Consider the following 25,384-nt stretch of genomic DNA (forward strand, 5'->3'; position numbering starts at 1 on the left):
TTTTCAAAATATTTTACATAGTCATTATATTAAGAATATGGAATATGAAAAGAACTGAAAATATAAGTGGACGAGTAAACTAGCTATAGTGTACACTAGATGAGAAACTCAAAAATAATTGATTTTACAACAAGTTGTGCGTCGTTTTGAGACGAAAGTAATAAGGAGATAGAGATGGAGATTATTAGAATAGTTTTTTGGCTTTTTATTTTTATTAATTCTGGGTTAGCGTTATTTACCGTATTTAGAGAAAGAGAACGGGATATTGCAGCTATATGGGCATGGCTGCTGGTTATTACAATGTTACCAGGAGTTGGATTCATCATCTATTTATTTTTAGGAAGAAAAATTTCTAAAGAAAATATTTTCGATATTCGTTCTCAGAAAAGAATTGGAATGAATCAGCTTGTTGAAGCTCAAAAGCAATTGATTGAAACAGAAAATCTTGCTTTACTAGAAACCGAACATTTGGATACTACATTAGAATTAGTCTCTCTTTTTCTGGAAAGTAATGAATCAATTTTAACTAAAGGGAACAAAGTAGATATCATAACTGATGGAAAAGAAAAATTTGATAAATTGATTAAAGATATTAATAAAGCTAAACATCATATACATGTAACCTATTATATTTTTAAAGCTGATGGAATCGGAACTCGTTTGTTGAACGCATTAGAAGAGCGTGCTGAAAATGGGGTAGAAGTAAAGGTTCTCTATGATCCGATTGGCGCTAGAGTAGTGGGCGCACATTTTTTTGATCATCTGAAATCTCTTGGAGGACAAGTTGAACCTTTCTTTGGAGCAAGGTTGCATATCTTGAATTTCAGATTAAACTACCGCAATCACCGCAAAATTGTAGTTATAGATGGGAAAATTGGTTATACAGGCGGTTTTAATGTTGGAGATGACTATTTAGGACTTTATGAAAAGATGGGTTATTGGAGGGATACGCATCTTAGAATAAAAGGGAATGGAGTACTGCCTCTTCAGACAAGGTTTTTGATGGATTGGAATGCTTCTGTCAAGAATCAGACGGTTCGTTATAAAGAGAGCTATTTCCCAGTTTCCTCATTTGTAGGTACAACAGATCTTCAGATTGTCTCTAGTGGTCCAGATAATGAAGTTCATGCTATTAAAAAAGGATTTCTTAAAATGATAAGTATGGCAAAACACTCTGTTTATATTCAAACTCCATACTTTATTCCAGATGAAGCTCTAATGGAGACGTTAAAAATTGCAAGTTTGTCAGGGATTGACGTTAAGCTTATGATCCCTAATAAACCTGATCATCCTTTTATATATCGTGCAACTCTGAGTTATGCAGAGGAAATGGTTAATAATGGGGTTGAGGTATACATTTATGATGCCGGGTTTATTCATGCTAAAACAATTGTGATCGATGGAGAAATATTGTCAGTTGGAACTGCAAATTTTGACATTAGGAGTTTTAAGTTGAACTTTGAAGTGAATACTTTTATGTATGATAGAATACTAGCGAAGCAACAAGTTGAAATTTTTAAAAAGGACATAGAAGTATCTTACTTACTTACTGAAGATATTATAAAAAACTATTCAAAATGGGAATTATTCAAACAGCAATTCAGTCGATTATTTTCTCCTATATTATAAGCTAATAAATAAAAAAACGCCAAATCTGCAAGAATCTGCGGAACTGGCGTTTTTAATTATTTAAGGTTAGAGTTTAAACGAATATGTCTGATTTGTTCAATATTAATTAAATGAATCGTCTTGTTATCCCGGCTGGTTAGAATTAGCTGGCTGGAATAAGGAGAAAAATTTGCGATTCCTGTGCATTCTGAAACAGTAGTTTGTTGAAAAGTAGGATTCAGTTGAATAGTAATTGAGTTTTGTTTGTGGACAGCTTGTTTGATAAAATGTCTCAACTGCATCAAAGGCATTTGTTTTTGAAGTGTAAAAGGGCTGCCCTTGATGTAATTTGAATAATTTTCTTTAAAGTAAGACATGATTGTACTTTTTTCTATTGCAAATTTCTCCATACTTTCATCTCCCGAACATTTGTTTATATTAATTATACCGAACAAACATTCAGTATGTCAACAATAATTTTAAAAAATATAGAGATACTATTTTTGGCACCTATTAATAAATCTAAAATAGATACGATAAGATAAAAAGACAATCAATATATTCTTTATTTTTCTTTTCTGATTCAAGTTCGTTTTTATTGTTATGATGAACAATCATAACTTATAAAATATTTTATACTTTTACTGCATAACTTTTTTTTCAGATATTTAAGAGAGAAATAAAGGGGCAATCCCTTCCTATTTTGATACTGTATCAGTATAATAATGGTAGATTTCATAGAAAGGAGTTGAGAATATGGAATATCAGATCATCACAGACTCTTGTTGCGATCTTCCTTTAGATATAATGAAAGAGTACAATATAGAAGTGTTTAATTTTGTTATTTCTATAGAAAACGAAGAGCTAATCGATGATATGGGGTTGACGTTCAATAAAGATCAATTCTTTAAAAGGTTGAAAGATGGAGCAATTGCTTCTACTTCTCAAGTTAATGTGCATACTTATATTGAAAAGTTCAAGCAATATATTGAGAAGGATAAGCCTGTTATTTATTTAGCTTTTTCTTCAGAATTGAGTGGATCTTACAATAATGCAGTGCAAGCAATTAATATCCTGAAAGAAGAATACGGTACAGTAGAAATTTCGATTGTAGATACTAAGGCAGCATCTTTAGGGCAAGGGTTGTTAGTTTATGAAGCTGCCAAGAGAAAAAGGGAAGGAATGTCTTTAAGTGATGTAGTAGAGTGGATAGAAGAGGTCAAAAACTCTGTTCATTCATGGGTCACTGTTGATGATATTAAACACCTTCAACGCGGTGGGCGAATCTCAGCCACAGCAGCAACTGTTGGTTCTATACTAAGTATCAAACCAATTATTGTCATGACAAGCGAAGGGAAATAAGTACCTTTTTCAAAAGTTAGAGGAAGGAAAAAATCTTTACATTTCTTAGTAGATAAAACTCTTGAAGGCATCATTGAGCCTGAAAGTCAGACAATTTTCATTGGTCACGTTGGTGTATTGGAAGATGCTGAGTATGTAAAAGAATTACTTGAAAGCAGACAGAAGTTTAAACAAGTAGTTATTACGTCTTATGGTCCTACAGTAGCTTCACATACCGGGTTTGGTTCTTTAGCAGTTTTTAGCTTTGGAAAAGAGAAATAATCATTTATTAGAATTAGGCACTTATTTATTCACAATGAACAATTTTAATGAAAACAAACTGAATTATTAAAAGAAATTTAGTGCTCAATTAGCCCTAAATCAGCACTTTTTTGAAAATGATGTTAAGAAAATAAAGTAGATACAGAAATTGTCTGATTATAGATTCATAATGTAAAGAAAGTGAAGTTGCAAGTGCTCACAACCTTGAGTTGTCTATTGTTTATCCTCATTAAAGAGTGAGGGAACAGAATTGACAATAAAAGAAAACGTATGGTAATATAGACCACGTGGTTGAAATAAATAATAATGCGGTTGGGCGTGAGCTTTCAAGGTAAATATCTTCTGGGGTGAGAAGATGCTTGTTAGTCACGTCCTTTTTGGCGGAAGGAGGCACGATATGAACCGTGAAGCAATTAATTATGTTAAAGAGGCTGAAGAACGCGCTTCTCAATTGCGGAGAGATGCTGACGATGAAATAAAACAAATTAAATTAGAAACAGCAAAAGAAATAGAGTCTATCCAATCTAAACTTGAAGCTGAATTGTCAGAATACGAATCCGAGCAACAACAGATCTTTTCTACTAAGCTAGATAAAGACCAAGCTGAAATGGATGAATCCGCTGATAGAGAAGCAGAGCGGTTCGAACAGGCTTATCAAGAGAACAAACAAGCTCTAGCCAATCGAATAGCAGAGGAGGTAGTGCGTCGATATGGCAATCGCTAAAATGAAAAAATTGACTTTGATGGCTGAGCAACAGAATAAAGAAACGCTGTTGCGATCTATTCAAGAGATGCAAAGTATTGAAGTCATTTCACTTTCCGATGTTTTAGAAGAAGATATATTAGAACAATTCGAAGTTGCTGATTCTTATAATGAAACTTTAGATTATAAATCTGAGCTTCAAGATATTGAACATGCGTTATCTTACGTAAGCCAATTTATTCCTGAACCTGGTATGATTGAAAAACTGAAAACTAAGAGAGAAGTACTCTCGTTAGAAGAGTTAGAGAATCATGTCAAAAATACTGATATCGAAGGTTTGATTAATCAGGTACAAGCTAAAGAAAAAGAAATCAACCATATCGAAGAACGTAAAAAAGCACTACAAGAAGAAGAAACGTTCTTAAGAAAATGGCGCGAATTGAAATTTCTACCATCAGAAGTTAAAGGTTTAAAACTTCTAAATGTCCATGTAGGAACGGTAGATAATGAACATTCACCTAGATTGATTGAAGGGTTAGATGGGTTATCTACTGCGTACTATGAAGAAATCTTTAGTAGAAGTGATGAGATTGCCTACATGATTATTCTTGCTAAAGAACAGGAAGAGCAATTCAATAAACTTACAGCGGAATTAAGTTTCAGAGAATTGAAGTATCCTTTCGAACTTTTACCTGAAGATGCTTTATATGCAAACTTGAATAGCCAAAAGGCACTTATCGAAAAAGAAGCAGCTTTAAAAAAAGAAATGAAAGAATGGCGTTCAGTAGCAAGAGATTTACAGTTTGCTGAAGAATATTATTATAATCTTGGCCAAAGAGAAGTAGCCAAAGATCTAGTATTGAATAGTAAGCACTTATTTATAGCAAGTGGCTGGATTGAAGAAGAGAAACTTGATTCTTTAAAACACATTATTAATACTGACTTAGGTGAAGATGCTGTAGTAGTTATGACAGATGATGTCAAGATGGAAGAATTCGATCAAGTACCAATAGTTTTGCATAATAACAGCGTGATTAGACCTTTTGAACTGATTACCGAGATGTTCAGTTTGCCAAAATATAATGAAGTTGATCCGACACCATTGATGTTTCCGTTTTTCTTGATATTCTTTGGAATGATTGGAGCAGATTTAGGGTATGGTTTACTATTAGGAATTGGAACATTTGTAGCTTTGAAACTTTCCGGTATTGAAGGATCTACTCGTAGATTTATGAAGTTCCTTCATATTTTATCTTATCCGACAATGGCATTCGGACTGTTTTTCGGTAGCTTCTTTGGAATATCCTTGCCGTTCCATGTGCTTTCATTACAAGATGACGTCATAGTAGTTATGGTTATCTCTGTAATTATCGGTGTGATTCAGTTGATTTTCGGACTAATTATGAATGGAATCATTAAAGGTCGCCAGGGACAAAGAGCGTCCAGTTATGTAGATGGATATGCTTGGGCAATGATGCTGATAGGACTTGCAATTTATGTTTTAGGATCAATCGTCTTCGGGATTCCTTTAGTTTCTCAAATCGGTATCGGTCTAGCTTTAATTAATGTAGTTGGAATTGTAGTTGTTTCTACGATTTCAAGTAAAAATAAAGCACTAGGATTTGGATTGGGACTTTATAACTTGTACGGAGTCACTGGTTATGTCGGTGATATTGTAAGTTATACCCGACTAATGGCTCTTGGTGTAGCAAGTGCAAATATTGCTATGGCGTTTAATCTTATAGTAGGTTATCTACCACCCTTATTCAGATTTACGATCGGTGTTCTACTAATTATTGCGTTACAAGCAATGAACGTTGCACTATCATTCTTGAGTGCTTATGTTCACTCATCAAGACTGCAATACGTTGAGTTCTTTGGTAAATTTTTTGAGGGCGGCGGTAAGCCGTTGACACCATTGAAAACACTTGAGAAACATATTTGGTTGAAACAAAAGAATTAATTAAAAAATGGAGGAATAATATAATGGAATTTTTACAAACACTTTTAGGAGATAACATGGGTCAAATTTTTGCCGGATTAGGTATTGCAATGGCTGTTATCTTTTCAGGAATCGGATCATCACGCGGGGTATCAATTGCAGGTGAGGCAGCAGCAGCATTAACTAAAGAACAACCAGAATCATTTGGTCGAGCACTTGTACTACAAATGCTTCCAGCAACACAAGGTCTTTATGGTTTTGTTATTGGATTTTTAATTTTCTTACAAATCACTCCGGATCTAGCGGTTTCTGATGGTTGGTATTTGTTTGTAGCTGGACTTCCAGTTGCTTTCACTTGTCTTTCTTCTGGTGGTAACCAAGGACGTGTATCTTCAGCAGCTATGCAAATCTTGGCACAAAAACCTGAACACACAACAAAAGGGATTATCTACTCAGCAATGGTTGAAACTTATGCAATTTTAGGTTTCGTTATTTCCTTAGTAATGATTATCTTATAATTATATAATAGAATCGCTTCTTAATTCGAATATAGATCTTTTCATTAGGTCTATATTTATTATGAAAAGAAGAACTACTAAGGAGGTTTAGTTAGCATGGCAGATTTAAAACTTTTGACAGAAAGAGTTGTTGAAAAAGAAAAAGCAGCTATTCGTCAACGTGTTGAAGAAGCACGTAAAGATGCTGAAGATGAAATCCAAGCAGCTCGTGTTAAAGAAGAGCAAGATAAAATTGCACGTAAGCTGGCAATCGATGAAGCAGCTCAACAAAATTATACAATTCGAAAAAATACTTTAGAGATTCAAAAAAGAAATAATGTTTTAGCGGCTAAGCAAGACATTCTTTCTAGAGTGATTAAAGATGTTAAAGATGAAATGAATCAGATCAGCGAAGCTGATTATAAAGTTTTCTTAGCAGGCGTATTATCTCAATTCAAAAATGAAAACAAAGTGACTCTTGTCAGTGGAGAAAAAACTGTAAATCTTGTAGATCAAGAGTGGATTAATGAAAACACTGGGTCTGATTTACAAGCTACACTATCTAATGAAACTGTAAATGATGAAGCAGGAGTGCTAGTTCAAAAAGATGGAATTGAATACAATTTCTTGTTTGATGCGTTGATTGATGATGCTAAGTCAGAATTGATTCCAATCATAACAAAAGAATTATTTGTTTAAGGAGGAGAAAATTTTGAAAGATACCGCTTATGGTTCAAGTAATGTACTCATTCGTGTGTATGAAAATAACCTCCTGAATCGGGGACATTATGATCGTATGCTTGCAGCTGATTCTTTTGAGGATGCTGTGAATGTATTACGTGAAACTCCGTATAGAAATGATGTTGATCGGATAAAAGAAGATAAGAACTATGACACTATGCTGATGAATGAATTACATCAGACTTTTGATGAATTATTCAACATAAGTCCGAACAAAGCTCTAATTGAGTTGTTCGGACTGCGTTATGCTTATCATAATCTTAAAGTTCTTTTCAAAGAAGAGTTTACTGATCAGGAACTAGATCACTTATTCATTCCTATTGGTCGATATGACATATCTGAATTGAGACAAGCAGTGAGAACAGGTGATTCTGATATTTTGCCTCAGCCTTATCTAGATAGCATACACGAAGTACAAGAAGACTACGATCAATATCAGAATGCCCAGGCAGTAGATATTATTTTAGATCGTCGTTATTTCACTCATATGCGCATTCTTGCTGATGAAACAAATGAACCGAAAATCCCGGAAATGGTAGAGACGTTCATTGATTTTCAAAATCTATCTACATTGATACGTGCAATGAGACAAAATAGAACGCGTAATTTCTTATTAACCATTTTGTCTAGCTCTGGATCTATACCTAAAGGGAAATTATTAGAGATCGCTACTAAGGATCTTAGTTCAGCTGCAAGTTCTCTAATGAATACGAAGTACAGATCTATCATCGAAGCTTCTGTAGATTCTGCAACAAATGAAATTTCACCAGTGAAAATTGATTTTGAAACAGATAATGCTTATATGAAAATAATGCAAAATGCAAAATTAGAAGCTTTTGGTCCATTACCAATCGTTGCTTACATTTACGCAAAAGAAACAGAAGTCAAAAACCTGCGACTTATTCTTTCTGGTAAGGAAAACGGCGTTTCTGCCGATGGAATCAGAGAAAGGATGCGATTGAATTATGCCTAACAATATTGGTGTTGTTGGAGATAGAGAGTCAGTTTTGGCATTTCGAATGCTCGGTTTTGATGTGCATTTTGCTACAGAAGCAAAAGAGGCTAGACGAATCATTGACAAACTCGCAGAAAAAAATTATGGTGTTGTCTATTTGACTGAACAATTGGCAGAATTGATTCCAGACACTATTAGAAGATATGATGCGAAGATGACACCTGCCGTCATTTTGATCCCGAATCATGCTGGTTCACGCGGCATTGGGAAGAAACGTGTCCAAGAAAATGTCGAAAAAGCTGTGGGTCAAAATATTCTATAGGAGGGTACGAATTTGAGTAACGGAACAATTGTTAGTGTTTCAGGACCTTTGGTTACTGCTAGAGGTATGGAGTCAGCTAATATACAAGATATTTGCCGAGTTGGCGAATTAGGATTGATTGGTGAAATCATCGAGATGCGTGGAGATATTGCATCTATTCAGGTATATGAAGAAACTTCAATGGTTGGTCCTGGTGAAAAAGTTGAAACTACAGGAGAACCTTTATCTGTGGAATTAGCGCCAGGGATGATTGCACAAATGTTTGATGGAATTCAACGTCCATTAGATGAGTTTATGGATAAAACAAATAGTAACTTTCTAGAACGTGGTATGGAGATTAAGCCACTTAATAGAGATAAAGAATGGGATTTTACTGCAACTGTTGAAGTTGGAGCGGAAGTTATTGGTGGAGACATTTTAGGAACTGTTCAAGAGACTAGTGTATTAGAACACAGAATCATGGTACCTAACGGTGTTAGCGGAACAGTTAAATCTATCTCTAGCGGAACTTTTAAGCTTACAGATACTTTGTACGTTATTGATACTCCAGAAGGTGAAAAAGAATTTACAATGATCCAAAAATGGCCGGTTAGACGTAGTCGTCCAATCAGTCGTAAACTAAATCCAGTTGAACCTTTGATTACTGGTCAGCGGGTAATTGATACACTGTTCCCAGTAGCAAAAGGTGGAGCTGCTGCAGTTCCAGGTCCATTTGGTGCGGGTAAAACAGTTGTGCAGCATCAGATTGCAAAATGGGCCGATGTAGATTTAGTTGTATATGTTGGTTGTGGAGAACGTGGTAATGAGATGACTGACGTTATTAACGAGTTCCCAGAATTGATTGATCCAAATACAGGTAAATCTATTATGGAAAGAACAGTATTGATTGCAAATACTTCTAACATGCCCGTAGCGGCTCGTGAAGCTTCAATTTATACTGGTATCACAATTGCTGAATATTTCCGAGATATGGGATACTCTGTAGCAATCATGGCAGATTCAACTTCTCGATGGGCAGAAGCATTACGTGAAATGTCTGGACGATTAGAGGAAATGCCAGGGGATGAAGGTTACCCAGCTTATTTAGGCAGTAGGCTAGCTGAGTATTACGAAAGAGCTGGAAAGGTAATTTCTTTAGGATCTACTGGTCGCGAAGGAAGTATTACTGCTATCGGAGCGGTTTCACCTCCAGGCGGAGACACTTCAGAGCCGGTTACACAAAATACATTGCGTGTAGCAAAAGTTTATTGGGGACTTGATTCATCACTTGCACAAAGACGTCACTTTCCTTCAATTAACTGGTTAAGTTCATACTCACTATATTCCAATGAAATGAATGCCTTCGTAGGCAAGAAATTAAATGTTGACTGGGATGAAAAAGTTACTAGAGTTAAATCATTACTTCAAGATGAATCTGAACTTCAAGAAATTGTCCGTTTAGTTGGAGTAGAGTCCCTTTCGGAACGTGATAGATTGAAACTGATCATCGCTCGTATGATTCGTGAAGACTTCCTGCAACAAAATGCGTTTGATGATGTGGATACGTATACTTCTAGGGAAAAACAATATGAAATGATTGAAACGATTCTTGATTTCCAAGATAAAGCTCTTCGTGCTATGGACTTAGGCGCGTATTATGATGAAATCAATGATGGTACCGATGAAATCCGAGAAAAAATCGGACGTTCTAAATTTATTCCTGAAGAAGAACTTTCCCGTTTTGCTGATATTCGTAAGCAAACAGAAGAAACAATTCAACAAGTTATTGAAAAAGGTGGTGTAGAGTCAGATGCTTAAAGAGTATAAAACAGTTTCCGAAATAGTAGGACCTTTGATGACCGTTACAGGAGTTGAAGGTGTTAAATACGATGAACTTGTTGATATCGAACTTCAAGATGGTACAAGAAGACGTGGTCAAGTACTTGAAATCAATGGAGATAATGCTGTTGTCCAGTTATTTGAAGGATCAACAGGAATCAACTTGAAAGATACAAAAGTACGTTTTCTTGGTAAGCCATTATCATTAGATGTATCTGAGGATATGATCGGACGTACTTTTGATGGAATGGGTCGTGTTAATGATGGTGGACCTGACTTGATCCCTGAAAAAAGCTTAGATATCAATGGTATTGCGATCAATCCTATCGCTCGTAACTATCCAGATGAATTTATCCAGACAGGAATCTCAACAATTGATCATTTGAACACTTTAGTTCGTGGTCAAAAACTTCCAGTGTTTTCAGCTTCTGGTTTGCCGCATAAAGAATTAGCAGCTCAAATCGCAAGACAAGCAAAAGTTACAAATGCTGATGACAAGTTTGCCGTTGTATTTGCTGCTATTGGGATCACATTCGAAGAAGCTGAATTCTTCATGGAAGATTTCAAGAAGACCGGAGCAATCGACCGTTCAGTCTTATTCGTAAACTTAGCGGATGATCCAGCGATCGAACGTATTGCAACACCACGTATGGCTTTGACGGCTGCTGAATATTTAGCATTTGAAAAAGACATGCATGTGTTAGTTATCATGACCGACATGACTAACTATGCTGAAGCCCTGCGTGAAATCTCTGCAGCTAGACGTGAGGTTCCAGGGCGTCGTGGATATCCTGGATATCTTTATACAAACTTGGCAACCTTATATGAGCGTGCTGGTCGTCTTGAAGGATCTAAAGGATCTGTTACTCAGATTCCTATCTTGACTATGCCGGAAGAAGATATTACGCATCCGATTCCTGATTTGACTGGATATATTACGGAAGGACAAATTATTCTTTCTCGTGATCTATATAATCAAGGATATCAACCACCAATTGATGTACTTCCTTCACTATCTCGTCTGAAAGATAAAGGAACGGGTGAAGGTAAGACACGTGAAGATCACGCTGCTACAATGAACCAGATTTTCTCAGCTTATGCTCAAGGTAAAGAAGCGAAAGAATTATCTGCAGTACTTGGTGAAGCTGCACTATCTAAAAGTGACCGTAAGTACGTTGAATTTACAAATAAATTTGAAAAAGAGTATGTAAATCAAGGAAACTATACGAATCGTTCGATTCAAGAAACACTTGATTTAGGTTGGGACTTGCTGAAAGTCTTACCGCGTGCTGAACTAAAACGTATCAAAGATGATATGCTGGACAAATATTTACCAAAAGGAGAGTGAGGTAAATGGCTAAATTAAATGTCAACCCCACTCGAATGGAACTATCTAACCTGAAAGATCGTCTTTCGTTAGCTTCCAGAGGACATAAACTCCTCAAAGATAAGCAAGATGAACTGATGAGACGTTTCATTACGTTGATTCGTCAAAATAACGAATTGCGTATCGAAGTGGAAGATAAATTAGAAAAAGCAATGCAGTCTTTCGCAATGGCCAAATCACTTCTTCACGAAAACTTTATTGAAGAACTGATGGCTGTTCCAAGCCAAAGCGTCAATTTAAATATCGATCAGAAAAATATTATGAGTGTTCGCGTGCCGCAAATGCATTTTCAATATAATGAGAATGCCGATGACCTTGAAGACTTAAGTTACGGATATTTAAATTCAAATGGTGAATTAGATTTGACATTTCAATATTTGATTGAAGTAATGCCAGACATGCTTCAATTAGCAGAAATTGAAAAAACTTGTCAGTTAATGGCAGATGAAATCGAAAAAACTAGACGTCGTGTAAACGCACTGGAATTCATGACGATTCCACAACTAGAAGAAACCATTTACTTTATTCAAATGAAACTTGATGAGGCAGAACGTGCTTCTATTACTCGATTGATGAAAGTAAAAGATATGGGATAATTCCAAAAAAAGGTATCGATATTATTTATCGATACCTTTTTTATAATACTTATTGAATAAATTTATTTATAGTTATATAAGAATGTCGGTACTATATATACAAATCCCTTATTGTAGACGGATACTGCTAGGGAGGTAGTGAGAGTGTCTAAAGAATTTTTTGATATAAAAGAGGGGGAAAAAAAGGCATTAGTTCTTGGTGGAGGTGGAGCTAGAGGAGCGTTTGAAATTGGTGTATGGAAAGCCTTAGATGAGCTTGGTTATAAGCCGGATATTGTCGTTGGAACATCAGTTGGTGCATTAAATGGTGCTTTAATGCTGCAAGGAAATGTTTCAGATGCTGAAAAAATGTGGCGTGATATTGAAGGGAGAAAGGTACTTGATTATGATTTTCCATTAAGTATCAATAGTTTTAAAGATTATCAGCGAACACTGGGTGGTTTCCTCATAAAAGCTATCAGAAAAAGAGGTTTCAGCTCAGAACCGTTGTATAGATTGATTAATTATTATATCCCAAATGAAAAAGCAATTAGAAAGTCTAAGATTGATTTTGGTTTGTCAGTAACAAATGGTGTTAAAAATAAAATTGAATTTTTTTATTTAAAAGATATTCCCAAGAATATGTTAAACAAGTATTTACTTGCTAGTGCCTCGCTTTATCCTGCAATGGAAAAAATTTATATTGAAGGAATACCGTATATGGATGGAGGTTATTTAAACCATATTCCTTATGAAATGGTATTGAAAAAAGATCCTGACAAACTGATTATAGTCGATATGGAAGGCCCAGGCTTTTTAAGAGTTAATCGCCATATTAAAAGTATACCAACTCTATGGATCAGAACAGAATGGTCTTTAGGTGATTACTTATTTTTCCATAAAAAAAGAACATCGCTAAATATACAGTTAGGATATCTGGAAACGATGAAGTTAGCAGAACGATTCCAAGGATACTGGTATACTTTTGAAAAAGATCTTTTAAGAAAGGAATATTGTTCCTTTTATCTCGCTTTAAACGAACTATTAGCATCAGATAGTACCGAGAGTATGATAGATCCATTTTTTGAGGAAGATTATCAATTGACTTTAATTAAAGAGTTGTCAGGAAAGTGGAATAAGCAAGTCAGTAAAGATACACTGCCTTTAGCAATCATGGAGCTTGCAGGTAAAATTTTTCGATTATTACCAGAAAAAATCTACACAGTTGAAAGTTTTCAGCTGGAAATACTTGAAAGGGTAAATAGGCTACAAGAAGAAGAAACCTTTAATTTATATGGAGATTTAGTACCTGAATTTCATTTAAGTGGAAGAGAATGGGTGGAAAGATTTAAAGAAAAGATTCCATTTGTTTCGAATCGACATATGACACTTTTTATATTGAATACTTTAGAACAGTCCAAAGGAGAATTAACAGATAAATTATTCAAAACAATTATATTGATCAGACCATTTCCTTTTGTTTTAGCTTTGTATATTTTATATTTAAAGAAAAAATTTGAGAATAACTTTAAATAATTCCCCAAACAACCCGATTATGTGTTAAAATTGAGGATAAGGTTTCAACCGAAAGAATTGTTTTGGGAAGGAAGTAATAATGACTGAGCGAGGATTACTGATTGTTTTATCTGGGCCTTCAGGTGTAGGGAAAGGAACAGTTAGAAAAGCCATTTTTGATAATTATAATAACGATTTTGATTACTCTGTTTCTATGACTACAAGAAAACAACGAGAAGGCGAAGTTGATGGTGTGGATTATTATTTTCGCACAAAAGAACAGTTTGAGCATTTAATTCGAGAAGATGGTCTGCTCGAATATGCTGAATATGTTGGTAATTATTATGGGACTCCTTTAGAGTACGTTAATAAAACTCTAGATGAAGGACGAGATGTATTTTTAGAGATTGAAGTTCAAGGTGCATTAAAAGTAAGAGAAAAAATGCCTGAAGGAATTTTTGTTTTCTTGTCTCCGCCTGATTTAGAAGAACTAAACTCTCGTATTGTTAATCGTGGAACAGACACTCACGAAATGATTGAAAAACGTATGACAAAAGCCGTAGAAGAATTAAAGCTGATTCAATACTATGATTACGTAGTAGAAAATGATACGGTTAATAATGCAGCGAGAAAAATAAGAAATATCATTGAGAGTGAACACTTGAAAGTTACACGTAACTTGAAAGAATTTGCAGAAATTATAGAGGAGATGGAGTAATATGTTATTATACCCTTCACAAGATAAATTATTGGACAAAATAGATTCAAAATATTCATTAGTTATTTTAGCGGCTAAACGAGCTAAAGAAATGCAACATAGTAAAAATGTTGAATTATTAGATGAATACGTATCGACTAAAAATGTTGGAAAAGCATTAGAAGAAATCGAATCTGGAGATATTGTGTTAGATCCTGACAGTATCCAGAAATAAATTGAGTACAATTTAAAATAAACCTCTGCAGGTAATTATTGATTGCTTAAGTCTACACTCCTTTAGCAAAAGTAATTAGCAGAGGTTTTTTTATGAAATGAATTCTTTAATTTCGATTATTAACAATGAAATTTAACGAGTTAAAGACAGAAGCCGATTTTCTTGGTAAAATACAAGAAAGTAATGAATCGAGGGATAAACATGTTCAATCAAATGAAAATAGCTTTTTACGTAACTGGAGGTATTGCCTCTTATAAATCTGTCAGCCTGATGAGAGAACTGATTAAAGCAGGCGCAGAAGTAAAAGTTGCAATGACGCCTTCTGCGACTAGATTTGTTTCTCCATTGACTTTTCAAGTTTTGAGTAAAGAAACTGTACATGTTGACACATTTTCTGAAAATGATCCAAAATTCGTACAACATATTCATTTTGCAGATTGGGCTGATTTTTCTATAGTTGCACCAGCGACTGCAAACACATTAGCTAAATTGGCGAATGGAATTGCGGATAATTTTGTGACATCAGCACTTTTAGCGACAACAACACCTGTTTTTATTGTTCCTGCAATGAATGAACATATGTATGAACATCCAGCGACTCAAACCAATATACAGATACTTAAAGACCGTGGGGTATATATTATGGAGCCTGCTACCGGTTTTTTAGCGGAAGGTTATAGCGGTAAGGGACGTTTTCCTGATAGTGCAGCTATTCTTGATGAAATAGAAGGACTTATAATAAATCAAAGCGATAGCCTTCCTCTGCAAGGTAAAAAAATACTTGTTACAGCTGGGGGTACGAAAGAAAGAATCGATCCAGTCAGATATATATCAAATGATTCATCAGGAAAAATGGGACATGCTATAGCAGAAGCAGCAATGAAAAAAGGAGCAGAAGTTATTCTGATTACAGCAAGTGAATTAGCAGTCCACAGTCAAATCAAGCAAATAAAAGTAGAATCTGCTCAAGAAATGTATGAAGCAGTTGATGCAAATTTTGAAAATTCAAATGTACTAATTATGGCAGCAGCAGTTTCGGATTACACACCAGTGAAACAAGAAAATCATAAAATGAAGAAAAAAGATGAGTTATCAATTGAATTAAAGAAGACAAAAGATATTTTGAAAGAAATGGGTCAAAAGAAAACACATCAGTTATTAGTAGGTTTTGCAGCTGAGACAGATAATATAGAAGAATACGCATTGAAAAAATTAAAAGATAAAAATGTAGATTTTATTATAGCAAATGATGTAAGCAGAAGAGATAGAGGATTTAATTCTAATGAGAACGAAGTAATTATTTATTCAAAACAAGATGACCCGGTATTGATTTCACTATCTGATAAATCTAGAATTGCTGAACGCATAATTGAATTGGTAATTGAACAATTAGGATGAAAGGAGGACATTCATGCCTCATATAGCAGAAGTAATTGTAGATGTTCCAGTACTACAAACAAATAAACCATTTCACTATGAAATTCCTCAAGAATTTGAACAACGATTAGTGTCAGGCATGCGTGTCGTAGTTCCTTTTGGAAATGGTTCTAGATTAGTACAAGGTTTTGTTACAAATCGATTTGCAGCATCAGATTACAAAGGTGAATTAAAAAAAATTGATCAATTAATGGACTTAATGCCTGTTTTAAATACGGAGTTGATTGACCTCGGGGAATATATGGCTAAGGAGACATATAGTTTTCGAATCAGTTGTTACCAAACGATGCTGCCGGCAGTTTTAAGAGCGAAATATGAAAAGAAAATTACTATAATAGATGACTTAGAAGAAGAGACATTTTTTGAAGTGTTCAAAGGGAAACAGGAGTTACCTTGGGAAGAAGTTATCGATCGCGACCTTGTGAAGTTAATGTTAGAACTTAAAGCACAAGGGAAAGTCGAAGTCAATTATGAGGTAAAAGACAAGCGTACAAAAAAAACAATAAAAAGAGTTACTTCAGCACTTAGTTTTGAACAATTGGAAGAAATTAGAGAAGGATTAAGAGCGAATGCTAAACGTCAAATTGCTTTGATTAATGTCTTACAGTCAATAGATTCTGGAGAATGGCTTGATGTCAAATGGTTGAACGAAGAATATGGTATCACTTTAGCTACTATCAATGTAGCTGAAAATAAGGGATGGTGCCAGCTAAAAGATATTGAAATCTATCGCGATCCGTATGAAAATACGCAAATTAAGGCAACAACTGCTCTAAAACTCAATCCGGATCAGCAAATAGCTTATAATAAAATTTCAAATAAAATGGATGAAAATGTACATGATGTTTTTTTGTTAAAAGGAATCACTGGTAGTGGGAAGACAGAAGTTTATCTACAAACTATCTCTAAAGTACTTGATGAAAATCTGGGAGCATTGATGCTAGTACCGGAAATTGCGTTAACGCCTCAGATGGTTTATCGTTTTAAAAGTCGGTTTGGAGAAAAAGTTGCTGTTTTACACAGTGGATTATCTGAAGGGGAAAAATATGATGAATGGAGAAAAATCAATAATGGGGAAGCATCAGTTGTTGTAGGTGCAAGATCTAGTGTATTTGCTCCTTTAAAAAAAATCGGATTGATCATTATTGATGAAGAACATGAGACAAGCTATAAACAAGAGGAAAACCCAAAATATCATGCTCGAGATATTGCGATATGGAGAGGCGCATATCATCACTGTCCCGTTATCTTAGGAAGTGCTACACCTTCTTTAGAATCTAGTGCTCGTGCCAGCAAAGGAGTCTATACTTTACTGGAATTAAAAGAGAGAGCTAATAAAAAAGCTTTGCCTGAAGTTTCAGTTATCGATATGAGAGAAGAAGCTAAAAAAGGGAATCGCAGTAATTTTTCTTTAAGTCTGCAAGCTGCGATCCAGGATCGTTTAAAAAAAAAGGAACAGTCTGTCTTAATGTTGAATAGAAGAGGATATTCTTCTTTTGTCATGTGTAGAGATTGTGGGTTTGTGTTAGGATGTCCAAATTGTGATATTTCTCAGACTTTGCATATGGATACTAAAACAATGAAATGTCATTATTGTGGACATGAAGAAAATATTCCAACAATTTGCCCCAAATGTCATAGTAAAAATATAAGATATTTTGGTACTGGGACCCAAAAAGTACAAGAAGAGCTGCAAGGATTGTTTCCAGAGGCAAGAATTATCCGCATGGATGTTGATACGACAAGGCGTAAAGGAGCCCATGAACGTCTTCTGAAAGATTTTGGAGATAAAAAAGCTGATATTTTGTTAGGAACTCAAATGATTGCAAAAGGGCTAGATTTTCCAGATGTTACTTTAGTCGGTGTGATCAATGCGGATACATCACTAGGACTACCGGATTTCAGATCTGCAGAAAGAACATTTCAATTGCTAACGCAAGTGAGCGGACGTGCTGGTAGAGCTGAAAAAATCGGAAAAGTGTATGTTCAGTCATTTAATCCTGAGCATTATGCCATTCAATATGCAAAAAATCATGATTATAATTCTTTTTATAAAAAAGAAATGCATTTACGGCATTTAAGTGATTACAGTCCCTATTATTTTTTAGTTCGAATCTCTGTCAGTCATGAGAATGAGATGACCGCAGCCAAAAAAATCGGTGAATTTATTCATTTCATACAGCCTGCTTTAAGCGATAAAGCAATTATTTTAGGACCCACGCCAAAATCAATTGCAAGAACTCATAATCGTTATCACTTTCAAGTAATTATCAAGTATAAAAAAGAAGAAGCTTTATCGAATCGATTGCATGAATTGTTAGCCAATACTCAAAAAGATCAAGCGAAAGGATTATTCATTTCCATTGATTCACAACCAATGAACTTTATATAATCTAAGATTTCTAAAAGTCTTATGGTAATAAGTCAAGATAAAGAGATTAATAGCGAGGGCAGCTTTTCAGGAAAAAGAGTATGGCAAATAAACCTACTATATATAGGGAACTTCAGTTCCTTATAGAGAGGTGCCAAAAGATTTGCGACATTCATTTTTAAGAATGCTCTATCGACCTCCTTGGGGGCGTATAGAGTTGGTGGTCTCGTAGTAATTTATCCACCAAACGCACAAATTTTCTAGCGGTCAAGGCGAGGGCTCGTTTGTGTTGATGTTTTGGTACTTCCTGGAATTTTTTCTCATAGTACTCAGAATACTCAGGGAGACGACGTTTTACTGAATTGGTGGCTTCAATTAAGTAATATCGTAGGTATCGATTCCCTTGTTTAGAGAGTGGCGTTGATTCTTTTTCAAAATGACCAGACTGATTTTTCGGCCAATATAAACCAGCGTATTTAGCTAACTTAGCTTGAGAGGCAAATCGACCAATTTGACCAACTTCAGCGAGTATACCGGCGGTGTATACAGGGCCGATTCCAGGAATGCTGAGTAAACTCTTTGACTCTGGAATGACTTCTAGAATATCTACTACTGCTTTATCTAAGGCCTTTATTTCTTCCTGGTAAGTCCTGATAATACGAACTTGAGAGGCTAATACGCTGTCAATCGAGTCCTGAACCGTCTTGCTTAAACGGTAAGAGCTTCTGACGGCCTTTTGAAGCCGTTCAGCCAGGTTTTTAGGTTCTCTGAAACGCCCACGCCCTTTTTCTTGTAAAATACCTATTAACTGTTCTAGAGGCATATAACCAATTTCATCAAGCGTGTAATCCGTTGTAAAAAGCTCAATGATTGTAGCACTAAAAACAGAAGTTGAGCCGTTGTCCGACTTTAATTCACGCTGTAAAACATTACATTTCATGTATAAGATATTTAAGAAATGTTGTTTCGTACGTGTCATATCTTGGATAAGGTTAAAACGTGTACGAGTCAAAGATTGAAGAGCGATATATTGCTCTTCCTTGATTGGAGAGGTATTGAAGCGTTCAAGTCGTAAATAATCAGCGATATGAAAAGCATCAAGTCGATCGTTTTTATCTTCTGTAAAAACCTTCATGAAACGGTGGATATTACGTGGGTTTTCAACGGTTGTTTCTACGCCATGAGAACGTAATGCCTCATCTTCATGAAAAAATAAAGCAGGCAGAGAACTATATTGTCCTGTAGCTTCCATACCAATGACAACACGGGTAAACGCAAACTGCTTGATATAATCAAGCGTAAGCTCTCTGATTTCACAGGCACCTGTTAGATCATTTGAGACAGAAGTCTCTAATAAAATAGTGGATTCACTTGTTAGAAAGCACGCGTCTAAATTAGTAGAGCTCACATCTAAACCAATAAACAATTTCATGGAGAGGACCTCCTTTCTTTGAATTTGGAATATGCTTAGATACTCTGGGATACCCCTAAAAACAAATCGTATGCCTCAACCTCGCGAATGAGTACAGTATAGAAAGACTTTTGACAGCCACACCTCTAGCGCTACGACGCTAGTCGTCAAAGTCAGTCACGTACAGCTTATGCGTTTAAAGTACAGCGATTTGTTGGGATACAGACTTTAAAATGTAGATTGTCTACAAGGAGAAAAAGCAGATTCCCGGTGGACCTATTCCATGGGTCCATTATTAGGGATTATCCCAGAATATCCAAGCAAAATTAACTTAAATTTTTAACTATAAACTTATAATACGAGGAGAAGTAATGTGTATAAAATAATTTTTATGGGAACCCCAAAATTTTCAGTACCAATATTAGAAGCACTTGCAGCATTTGAACAAGCAGAAGTTGTTGCCGTTGTAACTCAGCCAGATCGTAAAGTTGGACGTAAAAAAATTGTAACTCCGCCCCCAGTCAAACAAGCAGCTATAGAATTAAAATTACCAGTTTGGCAACCCGAAAAACTATCAGGTTCAGAAGAGATGGAACAGCTTTTAGCTTTAAAACCTGACCTTATTGTCACAGCAGCATATGGCCAGTATGTTCCAACAAAACTACTACAAGCACCACCCTTTAGAGCAATCAATGTTCATGCATCTTTGCTTCCTAAATACCGTGGGGCAGCTCCAATCCATTCAGCAATCATCAATGGGGATAAGAAAACAGGTATTACAATTATGTATATGGAAAAAGAGATGGATGCCGGAAATATTATTGCGCAATATTCTATACCAATCACCAAACAAGATGATGTCGGTACAATGTTTGAAAAGCTTAGTTTATTAGGAAAAGATTGTCTAATTGATACACTTCCTTCTATATTTGATCAATCAAATGAATCTATACCTCAAAATACTGAAGAAGTAACTTATGCTCCAATGATTCATGCAGAACAAGAAAAGATAGATTGGACAAAAACAGCTGTTGAAATTGATAATATGGTAAGAGGATTAAGACCTTTCCCGGGTTCTCATACAATTCTTGAAGGCAAGCGATTTAAAATCTGGTCTGTTGAACCTGTCGAACAAAAGGCGACACAACAACCGGGAGAAATTGAAGAAATCAGAAAAGATGCAATTGTCGTAGCTTGCGGAGAACAAACACTGTTAGCTTTATATGAAATTCAACCATCTGGAAAACAACGCATGAAAAGTATAAATTATCTGACTGGAGCGGGCAGTCATTTAAAGAAAGGAACACGATTTGGAGAATAAATCCATTAGAAAAAGTAGTCGTTATTTAGCGATGATGATACTTGAAAAAGTGAATTCAAAAGGTGCTTTCAGTAATATCGTTTTAAATCAGACAATTGAAAAGGAAGCATTGTCAAAAGAAGATAGCAATTTATTAACAGAGCTTGTCTATGGTGTTATCCAAAGAAAGCGCACATTAGATTATATACTTGAGCCTTATTTAGATAATAAGAAGAAATTACAGAATTGGGTACTACAGCTTTTACGTTTATCAGTCTACCAATTGTACTATCTAGAAAGAGTACCAGACCACGCTGTCTTGAACGAAGCGGTGAATATTGCAAAAGTTAGAGGCCACAAAGGAATAGCAGGATTGACCAATGGAGTATTGAGAAATGTACTGCGTAATGGAATACCAGACTATTCTAAAATAAAAGATCCGGTTGTTAGGTTAGGAACGATGTATAGTCTGCCTGATTGGATCATTGACCAGAGTATAAAAAATATAGGTATAGAAGAGACAGAGAATTACGCACAATCTTTACTTGAAAAATCGAAAGTCAGCTTAAGAGTTAATTCAAAGCAGATCTCTGTTGATAAGGCTATAGAACAGCTAATGGATGAAGGATATAGTGTAGAGAAAAGTAGAGTTTCTCCTTATGGTCTGGTTAGTAAAAGCGGATTGCCCGCTAGATCCAGCCTTTTTAAAACTGGAATGATTACTATCCAAGATGAAAGTTCAATGCTTGTAGCTCCAGCACTTAAAATTGAACCTGGCGATAAAGTCTTGGATGCTTGTGCTGCCCCAGGTGGAAAGACAACTCATATTGCCACTTATCTCGATCAGAGGCAGAATGGAGAAGTTTTAGCTTTAGATCTGCATGCACACAAAATCAGACTAATCGAGCAGAATGCGAAAAGACAACATGTGGATGCAGTCGTAAAAACGCAGAATATTGATGCTAGGAAGATAAAAGAATTAGTGTCTGACGAAACATTCGATAAAATATTAATAGACGCTCCTTGTTCTGGACTAGGATTAATGAGAAGAAAACCTGAAATTCGTTACTCTAAAACACCTGAGGATTTAATATCACTAAAAAAAATCCAATTAGATATTTTGGTTAGCTTAGCACCTCTTCTGAAAAAAGGTGGTCGCTTGATTTATAGTACTTGTACAATTACTCATGAAGAAAATGAAGAAGTAATCGAAACCTTTTTACGTGATCATCCAGCGTATACTATTGAACCTGTTTATCTAGAAAATAAGTACATTAATTTAGATGAAGATGATATGTTAAGACTTTATCCACATCAATATGGCACAGACGGATTCTTTATCTGTTCATTGACAAAAGCAAAATGATACTTGTACATCAAGAAAAAATAAGACATACTATTAATTATAGCGCCTGTCATTAAGACAGGTACATAGAAATTGAACAATAAGAGTGTATGATTATTTGTATATCAGGAGTGAGGAAAACTGAAAGCTACCATTAAATCTCATATTGGTAAACGGGAGACAAATCAAGATTATGTTGCTACTTTTACAAATTTGAGTAATCAGGTTTTAGCCATTCTTTGTGACGGAATGGGAGGTCATAATGCTGGAGATATTGCAAGTGAAATGGCAGTACTGCAGTTAGGAAATAGTTGGAGAAAGTCTGAATTTAAAGATCAGAATATAAATTCAGTAGAGCAGTGGCTTAGAGAACATATCAACAAAGAAAATAAACGAATTTATGATGCTGCAACAGTTTTTCAAGATTTGAAGGGAATGGGAACAACTTTAGTAGCGGCCGTTATTTTTGATGATGCGACTTTGATTGCTAATGTAGGAGATAGCCGAGCTTATGTTTTTGAAGCATCAACTTTAAATAAAATAACTGAAGATCATTCATTTGCAAATGAATTAAAATTAAATGGTCAGATAACAGAAGAAGAAGCATTGATTCATGAAAAAAGAAATACTTTAACTAGATCTCTAGGTATAGAAACAAATGTATCTATTGATTTCTTTTATTTGTCTAATGTAAAAATACAGAATTTACTCTTGTGTTCTGATGGATTGACGAATGCATTAAGTGATACTGAAATTCAGAAACTTTTGTCTCAAAATCTTAATGATCTGGATAAAGTAGAGCGATTGGTAAAAAGAGCACTTAGCCAAGGAGCATCAGATAATGTAACAGTCTGTTTGATTGAATACGATTCGTTAAAAAATATTGATCTAGAAAGTAAGACTGGGGAAGGCGGGTCTTCAAATGGAAACAGGTGAGAGAATCAATGGAAGATATAAAATTATAAAATGTATTGGTTCAGGCGGAATGGCAAAAGTTTATTTAGCACGAGATTTAATATTGGAACGAAATGTTGCTGTAAAATTAATGGCCTATAATTTCCATAATGATGAAAATAGTATTAGACGTTTTAAAAGAGAAGCGCTCGCTACTACAGAACTCGTTCATCCAAATATTGTAAACATCTATGATGTTGGAGAAAACGAGAATCCGTATATCGTTATGGAATATGTAGAAGGAACAGACTTGAAACAGTATATTCATGATTATCATCCGATCCCATACAAAAAGTCCATTGAAATTATGAAGCAAATCCTTGCAGCAGTTGGTTACGCTCATCAACATCATATTATTCATAGAGATATCAAGCCTCAAAATATACTGATTGATGCTCATGATAATGTTAAGATTACGGATTTTGGTATTGCAGTCGCTCTTTCTCAAAATTCTATAACCCAAACAAATTCTCTGTTAGGTTCTGTCCATTATTTGTCTCCTGAACAAGCAAGAGGCAGTATGGCTACGAAACAATCTGACATTTATTCACTTGGGATATTACTTTATGAATTGCTAACGGGAGATGTGCCTTTTGATGGAGAGTCAGCAGTCTCAATTGCTTTAAAACATTTTCAACAGGAGTTGCCGTCCATTAGAAATATTGATAATCGTATTCCTCAACCACTTGAAAATGTTGTTTTAAAAGCTACCGCTAAGGAATCAAGTCAACGATACCAAACAATAGCAGAAATGGAAGAAGACCTAAAAACGGCTTTGTCACCTGAACGAGCAGGAGAAGCAAAGTTTGTTCCGATAGATACTACTAAGGAAGAAACAAGAGTAATAGAGCCAATTGCAGTAACATCTGGTTCCCTATATTCTAAAGATAAGCCAGAAGAATCGGGCGAAGCAGGGGATCAAACTAAAAATAAAAAGGATAAATCAAAACCAAAAAAGAAAAAAAGAAGATGGTTGTGGGTACTTCTGGGAATATTCTTACTTATTCTGTTTGTGGGTGGACTTCTTTTGTTTAACAGACCAAAAGAAGTTGAAGTACCAGATCTTGAAGGGTTAACTCAAGATGAAGCTGAAGAAGAATTGTCCAGCCTTAATCTTGTGCTGGGAGAAGTGACTGAAGAAAACGACGAAGAAGTTGAAGAAGGTTTAGTTATCCGATCCGATCCATCACCTGGTTCAACATTAAGAGAAGAAGCGTCTGTTGATCTTTTTATCAGTAGCGGAAGTGAGCCTTTTGAAATTGAAAATTATGAAAATGAAGTTTACGAAGATATTCGAGCTGAATTAACGACACTGGGCTTTACTGTTGAGAGTGAAGAACAGAGTAGTGATACAATAGCAGCAGGAAATATTATATCCCAAGATATTGAAGCAGGAGAAGAAGTTGTTCCTGATGAAACTACAATCACCTTTACTGTAAGTACTGGACAGGAAGGATTTACATTAAGAGATCTTAGCGGATATTCTGAAGCAGGAGTAACAGATTATGCAAATGATATCGGCTTATCTGTCTCTAGTACAAGTGAACCGAATGCAGAAGTCCCCGCTGGTCAAGTAAGCAGTCAATCTCCAGAACCGGGAACGACGGTATATGCTGGCAGTAGAATTTCAGTTGTTTTTTCAACAGGACCTGAAGAAGTTGAGTTGAATACATTTGATGAAGGGATTATCATTCCTTATGCAGCACCTGAATCTTCAGAAAATGATGAAAGTAACCCTGATGGAGAAGGGCAAGAGCCAGTACCGAATCTGATACAGATATTTATAGGAGATGCAGAAAATAATTTGGATTCTGTGTATAAAGAATATGAAATTACAGAAGATACTCCTGAAATTCTTACTTTTGTTGTTGAAGAAGGAGAGTCAGCAAGCTACAGAGTTGAAAGAGATGGAGAAGTAATCTTAGAAGAATCCAGCCTCACTGAATAA

21 protein-coding genes, 1 pseudogene and 1 other annotated feature are annotated in these 25,384 nt (G+C 35.3%); of the genes and pseudogenes, 20 read left to right on the forward strand and 2 right to left on the reverse strand.

Annotated features, from left to right (window positions below):
- Window positions 1-174: 174 nt before the first annotated feature.
- The gene (gene cls, locus BKP56_RS08325; protein WP_072694636.1) at window positions 175-1,629 is read left to right on the forward strand and encodes a cardiolipin synthase; all 1,455 of its coding nucleotides are present in this window, start codon (window positions 175-177) and stop codon (window positions 1,627-1,629) included.
- 56 nt (window positions 1,630-1,685) lie between these two features.
- Here cls and BKP56_RS08330 read toward each other — a convergent pair whose 3' ends face one another.
- The gene (locus tag BKP56_RS08330; RefSeq protein WP_072694637.1) at window positions 1,686-2,018 is read right to left on the reverse strand and encodes a hypothetical protein; all 333 of its coding nucleotides are present in this window, start codon (window positions 2,016-2,018) and stop codon (window positions 1,686-1,688) included.
- Window positions 2,019-2,364: 346 nt separating this feature from the next.
- Between BKP56_RS08330 and BKP56_RS08335 the strand changes: the two are divergent.
- The 15 genes and pseudogenes from BKP56_RS08335 to priA all read left to right on the forward strand — a co-directional run bounded on the left by BKP56_RS08335 (window position 2,365) and on the right by priA (window position 18,447).
- Window positions 2,365-3,231, forward strand: a pseudogene (locus BKP56_RS08335) (DegV family protein).
- Window positions 3,232-3,541: 310 nt separating this feature from the next.
- Window positions 3,542-3,588 (forward strand) — a sequence feature (sodium ion sensor (DUF1646 type); this cis-regulatory element may regulate processes involved in with the transportation of sodium ions).
- Between the two features lie 40 nt (window positions 3,589-3,628).
- Complete coding sequence (locus tag BKP56_RS08340) at window positions 3,629-3,955, forward strand: hypothetical protein (RefSeq protein ID WP_072694638.1); 327 nt, start codon at window positions 3,629-3,631, stop codon at window positions 3,953-3,955.
- Entirely contained in the window at window positions 3,942-5,897 is a 1,956-nt protein-coding gene (locus BKP56_RS08345; RefSeq protein ID WP_072694639.1) for a V-type ATP synthase subunit I, read from the forward strand. Before BKP56_RS08340 ends, BKP56_RS08345 begins: the two co-directional genes overlap by 14 nt.
- Before the next feature lie 23 nt (window positions 5,898-5,920).
- A complete protein-coding gene (locus BKP56_RS08350) occupies window positions 5,921-6,394 on the forward strand; it encodes a V-type ATP synthase subunit K (RefSeq protein WP_072694640.1) in 474 nt (157 codons plus the stop codon).
- A 96-nt stretch (window positions 6,395-6,490) separates the two neighbouring features.
- Window positions 6,491-7,072 (forward strand): V-type ATP synthase subunit E family protein, encoded by a 582-nt coding sequence (locus tag BKP56_RS08355; protein WP_072694641.1) that lies wholly within the window; start codon window positions 6,491-6,493, stop codon window positions 7,070-7,072.
- Window positions 7,073-7,085: 13 nt separating this feature from the next.
- On the forward strand, window positions 7,086-8,087 hold the full coding sequence (locus tag BKP56_RS08360; RefSeq protein WP_072694642.1) for a V-type ATP synthase subunit C: 1,002 nt from the start codon (window positions 7,086-7,088) through the stop codon (window positions 8,085-8,087).
- Window positions 8,080-8,391, forward strand: a complete 312-nt coding sequence (locus tag BKP56_RS08365; protein ID WP_072694643.1) for a V-type ATP synthase subunit F — start codon at window positions 8,080-8,082, stop codon at window positions 8,389-8,391. The genes BKP56_RS08360 and BKP56_RS08365 overlap by 8 nt, the downstream gene beginning before the upstream one ends.
- 12 nt (window positions 8,392-8,403) lie before the next feature.
- Complete coding sequence (locus tag BKP56_RS08370; protein WP_072694644.1) at window positions 8,404-10,188, forward strand: V-type ATP synthase subunit A; 1,785 nt, start codon at window positions 8,404-8,406, stop codon at window positions 10,186-10,188.
- Window positions 10,181-11,557, forward strand: a complete 1,377-nt coding sequence (locus BKP56_RS08375; RefSeq protein WP_072694645.1) for a V-type ATP synthase subunit B — start codon at window positions 10,181-10,183, stop codon at window positions 11,555-11,557. Before BKP56_RS08370 ends, BKP56_RS08375 begins: the two co-directional genes overlap by 8 nt.
- Window positions 11,558-11,562: 5 nt before the next feature.
- Complete coding sequence (locus BKP56_RS08380) at window positions 11,563-12,192, forward strand: V-type ATP synthase subunit D (protein ID WP_072694646.1); 630 nt, start codon at window positions 11,563-11,565, stop codon at window positions 12,190-12,192.
- 144 nt (window positions 12,193-12,336) lie between these two features.
- The gene (locus BKP56_RS08385; protein ID WP_072694647.1) at window positions 12,337-13,707 is read left to right on the forward strand and encodes a patatin-like phospholipase family protein; all 1,371 of its coding nucleotides are present in this window, start codon (window positions 12,337-12,339) and stop codon (window positions 13,705-13,707) included.
- A gap of 79 nt (window positions 13,708-13,786) precedes the next feature.
- Entirely contained in the window at window positions 13,787-14,404 is a 618-nt protein-coding gene (gene gmk / locus BKP56_RS08390) for a guanylate kinase (RefSeq protein WP_072694648.1), read from the forward strand.
- 1 nt (window position 14,405) lies between these two features.
- Window positions 14,406-14,618: a DNA-directed RNA polymerase subunit omega gene (gene rpoZ, locus BKP56_RS08395; RefSeq protein WP_072694649.1), complete on the forward strand. Its 213-nt coding sequence runs from the start codon at window positions 14,406-14,408 to the stop codon at window positions 14,616-14,618.
- A gap of 162 nt (window positions 14,619-14,780) precedes the next feature.
- The gene (gene coaBC / locus BKP56_RS08400; protein WP_335628726.1) at window positions 14,781-16,016 is read left to right on the forward strand and encodes a bifunctional phosphopantothenoylcysteine decarboxylase/phosphopantothenate--cysteine ligase CoaBC; all 1,236 of its coding nucleotides are present in this window, start codon (window positions 14,781-14,783) and stop codon (window positions 16,014-16,016) included.
- A gap of 13 nt (window positions 16,017-16,029) precedes the next feature.
- Window positions 16,030-18,447, forward strand: coding sequence for a primosomal protein N' (gene priA, locus BKP56_RS08405; protein ID WP_072694651.1), 2,418 nt, complete (start codon window positions 16,030-16,032; stop codon window positions 18,445-18,447).
- 157 nt (window positions 18,448-18,604) lie between these two features.
- Here the strand turns inward: priA and BKP56_RS08410 are convergent, their stop codons facing one another.
- Window positions 18,605-19,858, reverse strand: a complete 1,254-nt coding sequence (locus BKP56_RS08410; RefSeq protein ID WP_072694652.1) for an IS110 family transposase — start codon at window positions 19,856-19,858, stop codon at window positions 18,605-18,607.
- Window positions 19,859-20,210: 352 nt separating this feature from the next.
- Here BKP56_RS08410 and fmt point away from each other — a divergent pair, with 352 nt between their 5' ends.
- The 4 genes from fmt (at window position 20,211) to pknB (ending at window position 25,384) form a co-directional block, all read left to right on the forward strand.
- Window positions 20,211-21,158: a methionyl-tRNA formyltransferase gene (gene fmt / locus BKP56_RS08415; RefSeq protein WP_072694653.1), complete on the forward strand. Its 948-nt coding sequence runs from the start codon at window positions 20,211-20,213 to the stop codon at window positions 21,156-21,158.
- Window positions 21,159-21,189: 31 nt separating this feature from the next.
- Entirely contained in the window at window positions 21,190-22,503 is a 1,314-nt protein-coding gene (gene rsmB / locus BKP56_RS08420) for a 16S rRNA (cytosine(967)-C(5))-methyltransferase RsmB (RefSeq protein WP_156849271.1), read from the forward strand.
- 192 nt (window positions 22,504-22,695) lie between these two features.
- Window positions 22,696-23,418, forward strand: coding sequence for a Stp1/IreP family PP2C-type Ser/Thr phosphatase (locus BKP56_RS08425; protein WP_072694655.1), 723 nt, complete (start codon window positions 22,696-22,698; stop codon window positions 23,416-23,418).
- Entirely contained in the window at window positions 23,405-25,384 is a 1,980-nt protein-coding gene (gene pknB / locus BKP56_RS08430; RefSeq protein WP_072694656.1) for a Stk1 family PASTA domain-containing Ser/Thr kinase, read from the forward strand. Before BKP56_RS08425 ends, pknB begins: the two co-directional genes overlap by 14 nt.

This window comes from Marinilactibacillus sp. 15R (genome assembly GCF_001895285.1).
Taxonomy (GTDB): Bacteria; Bacillota; Bacilli; order Lactobacillales; family Carnobacteriaceae_A; genus Marinilactibacillus; species Marinilactibacillus piezotolerans.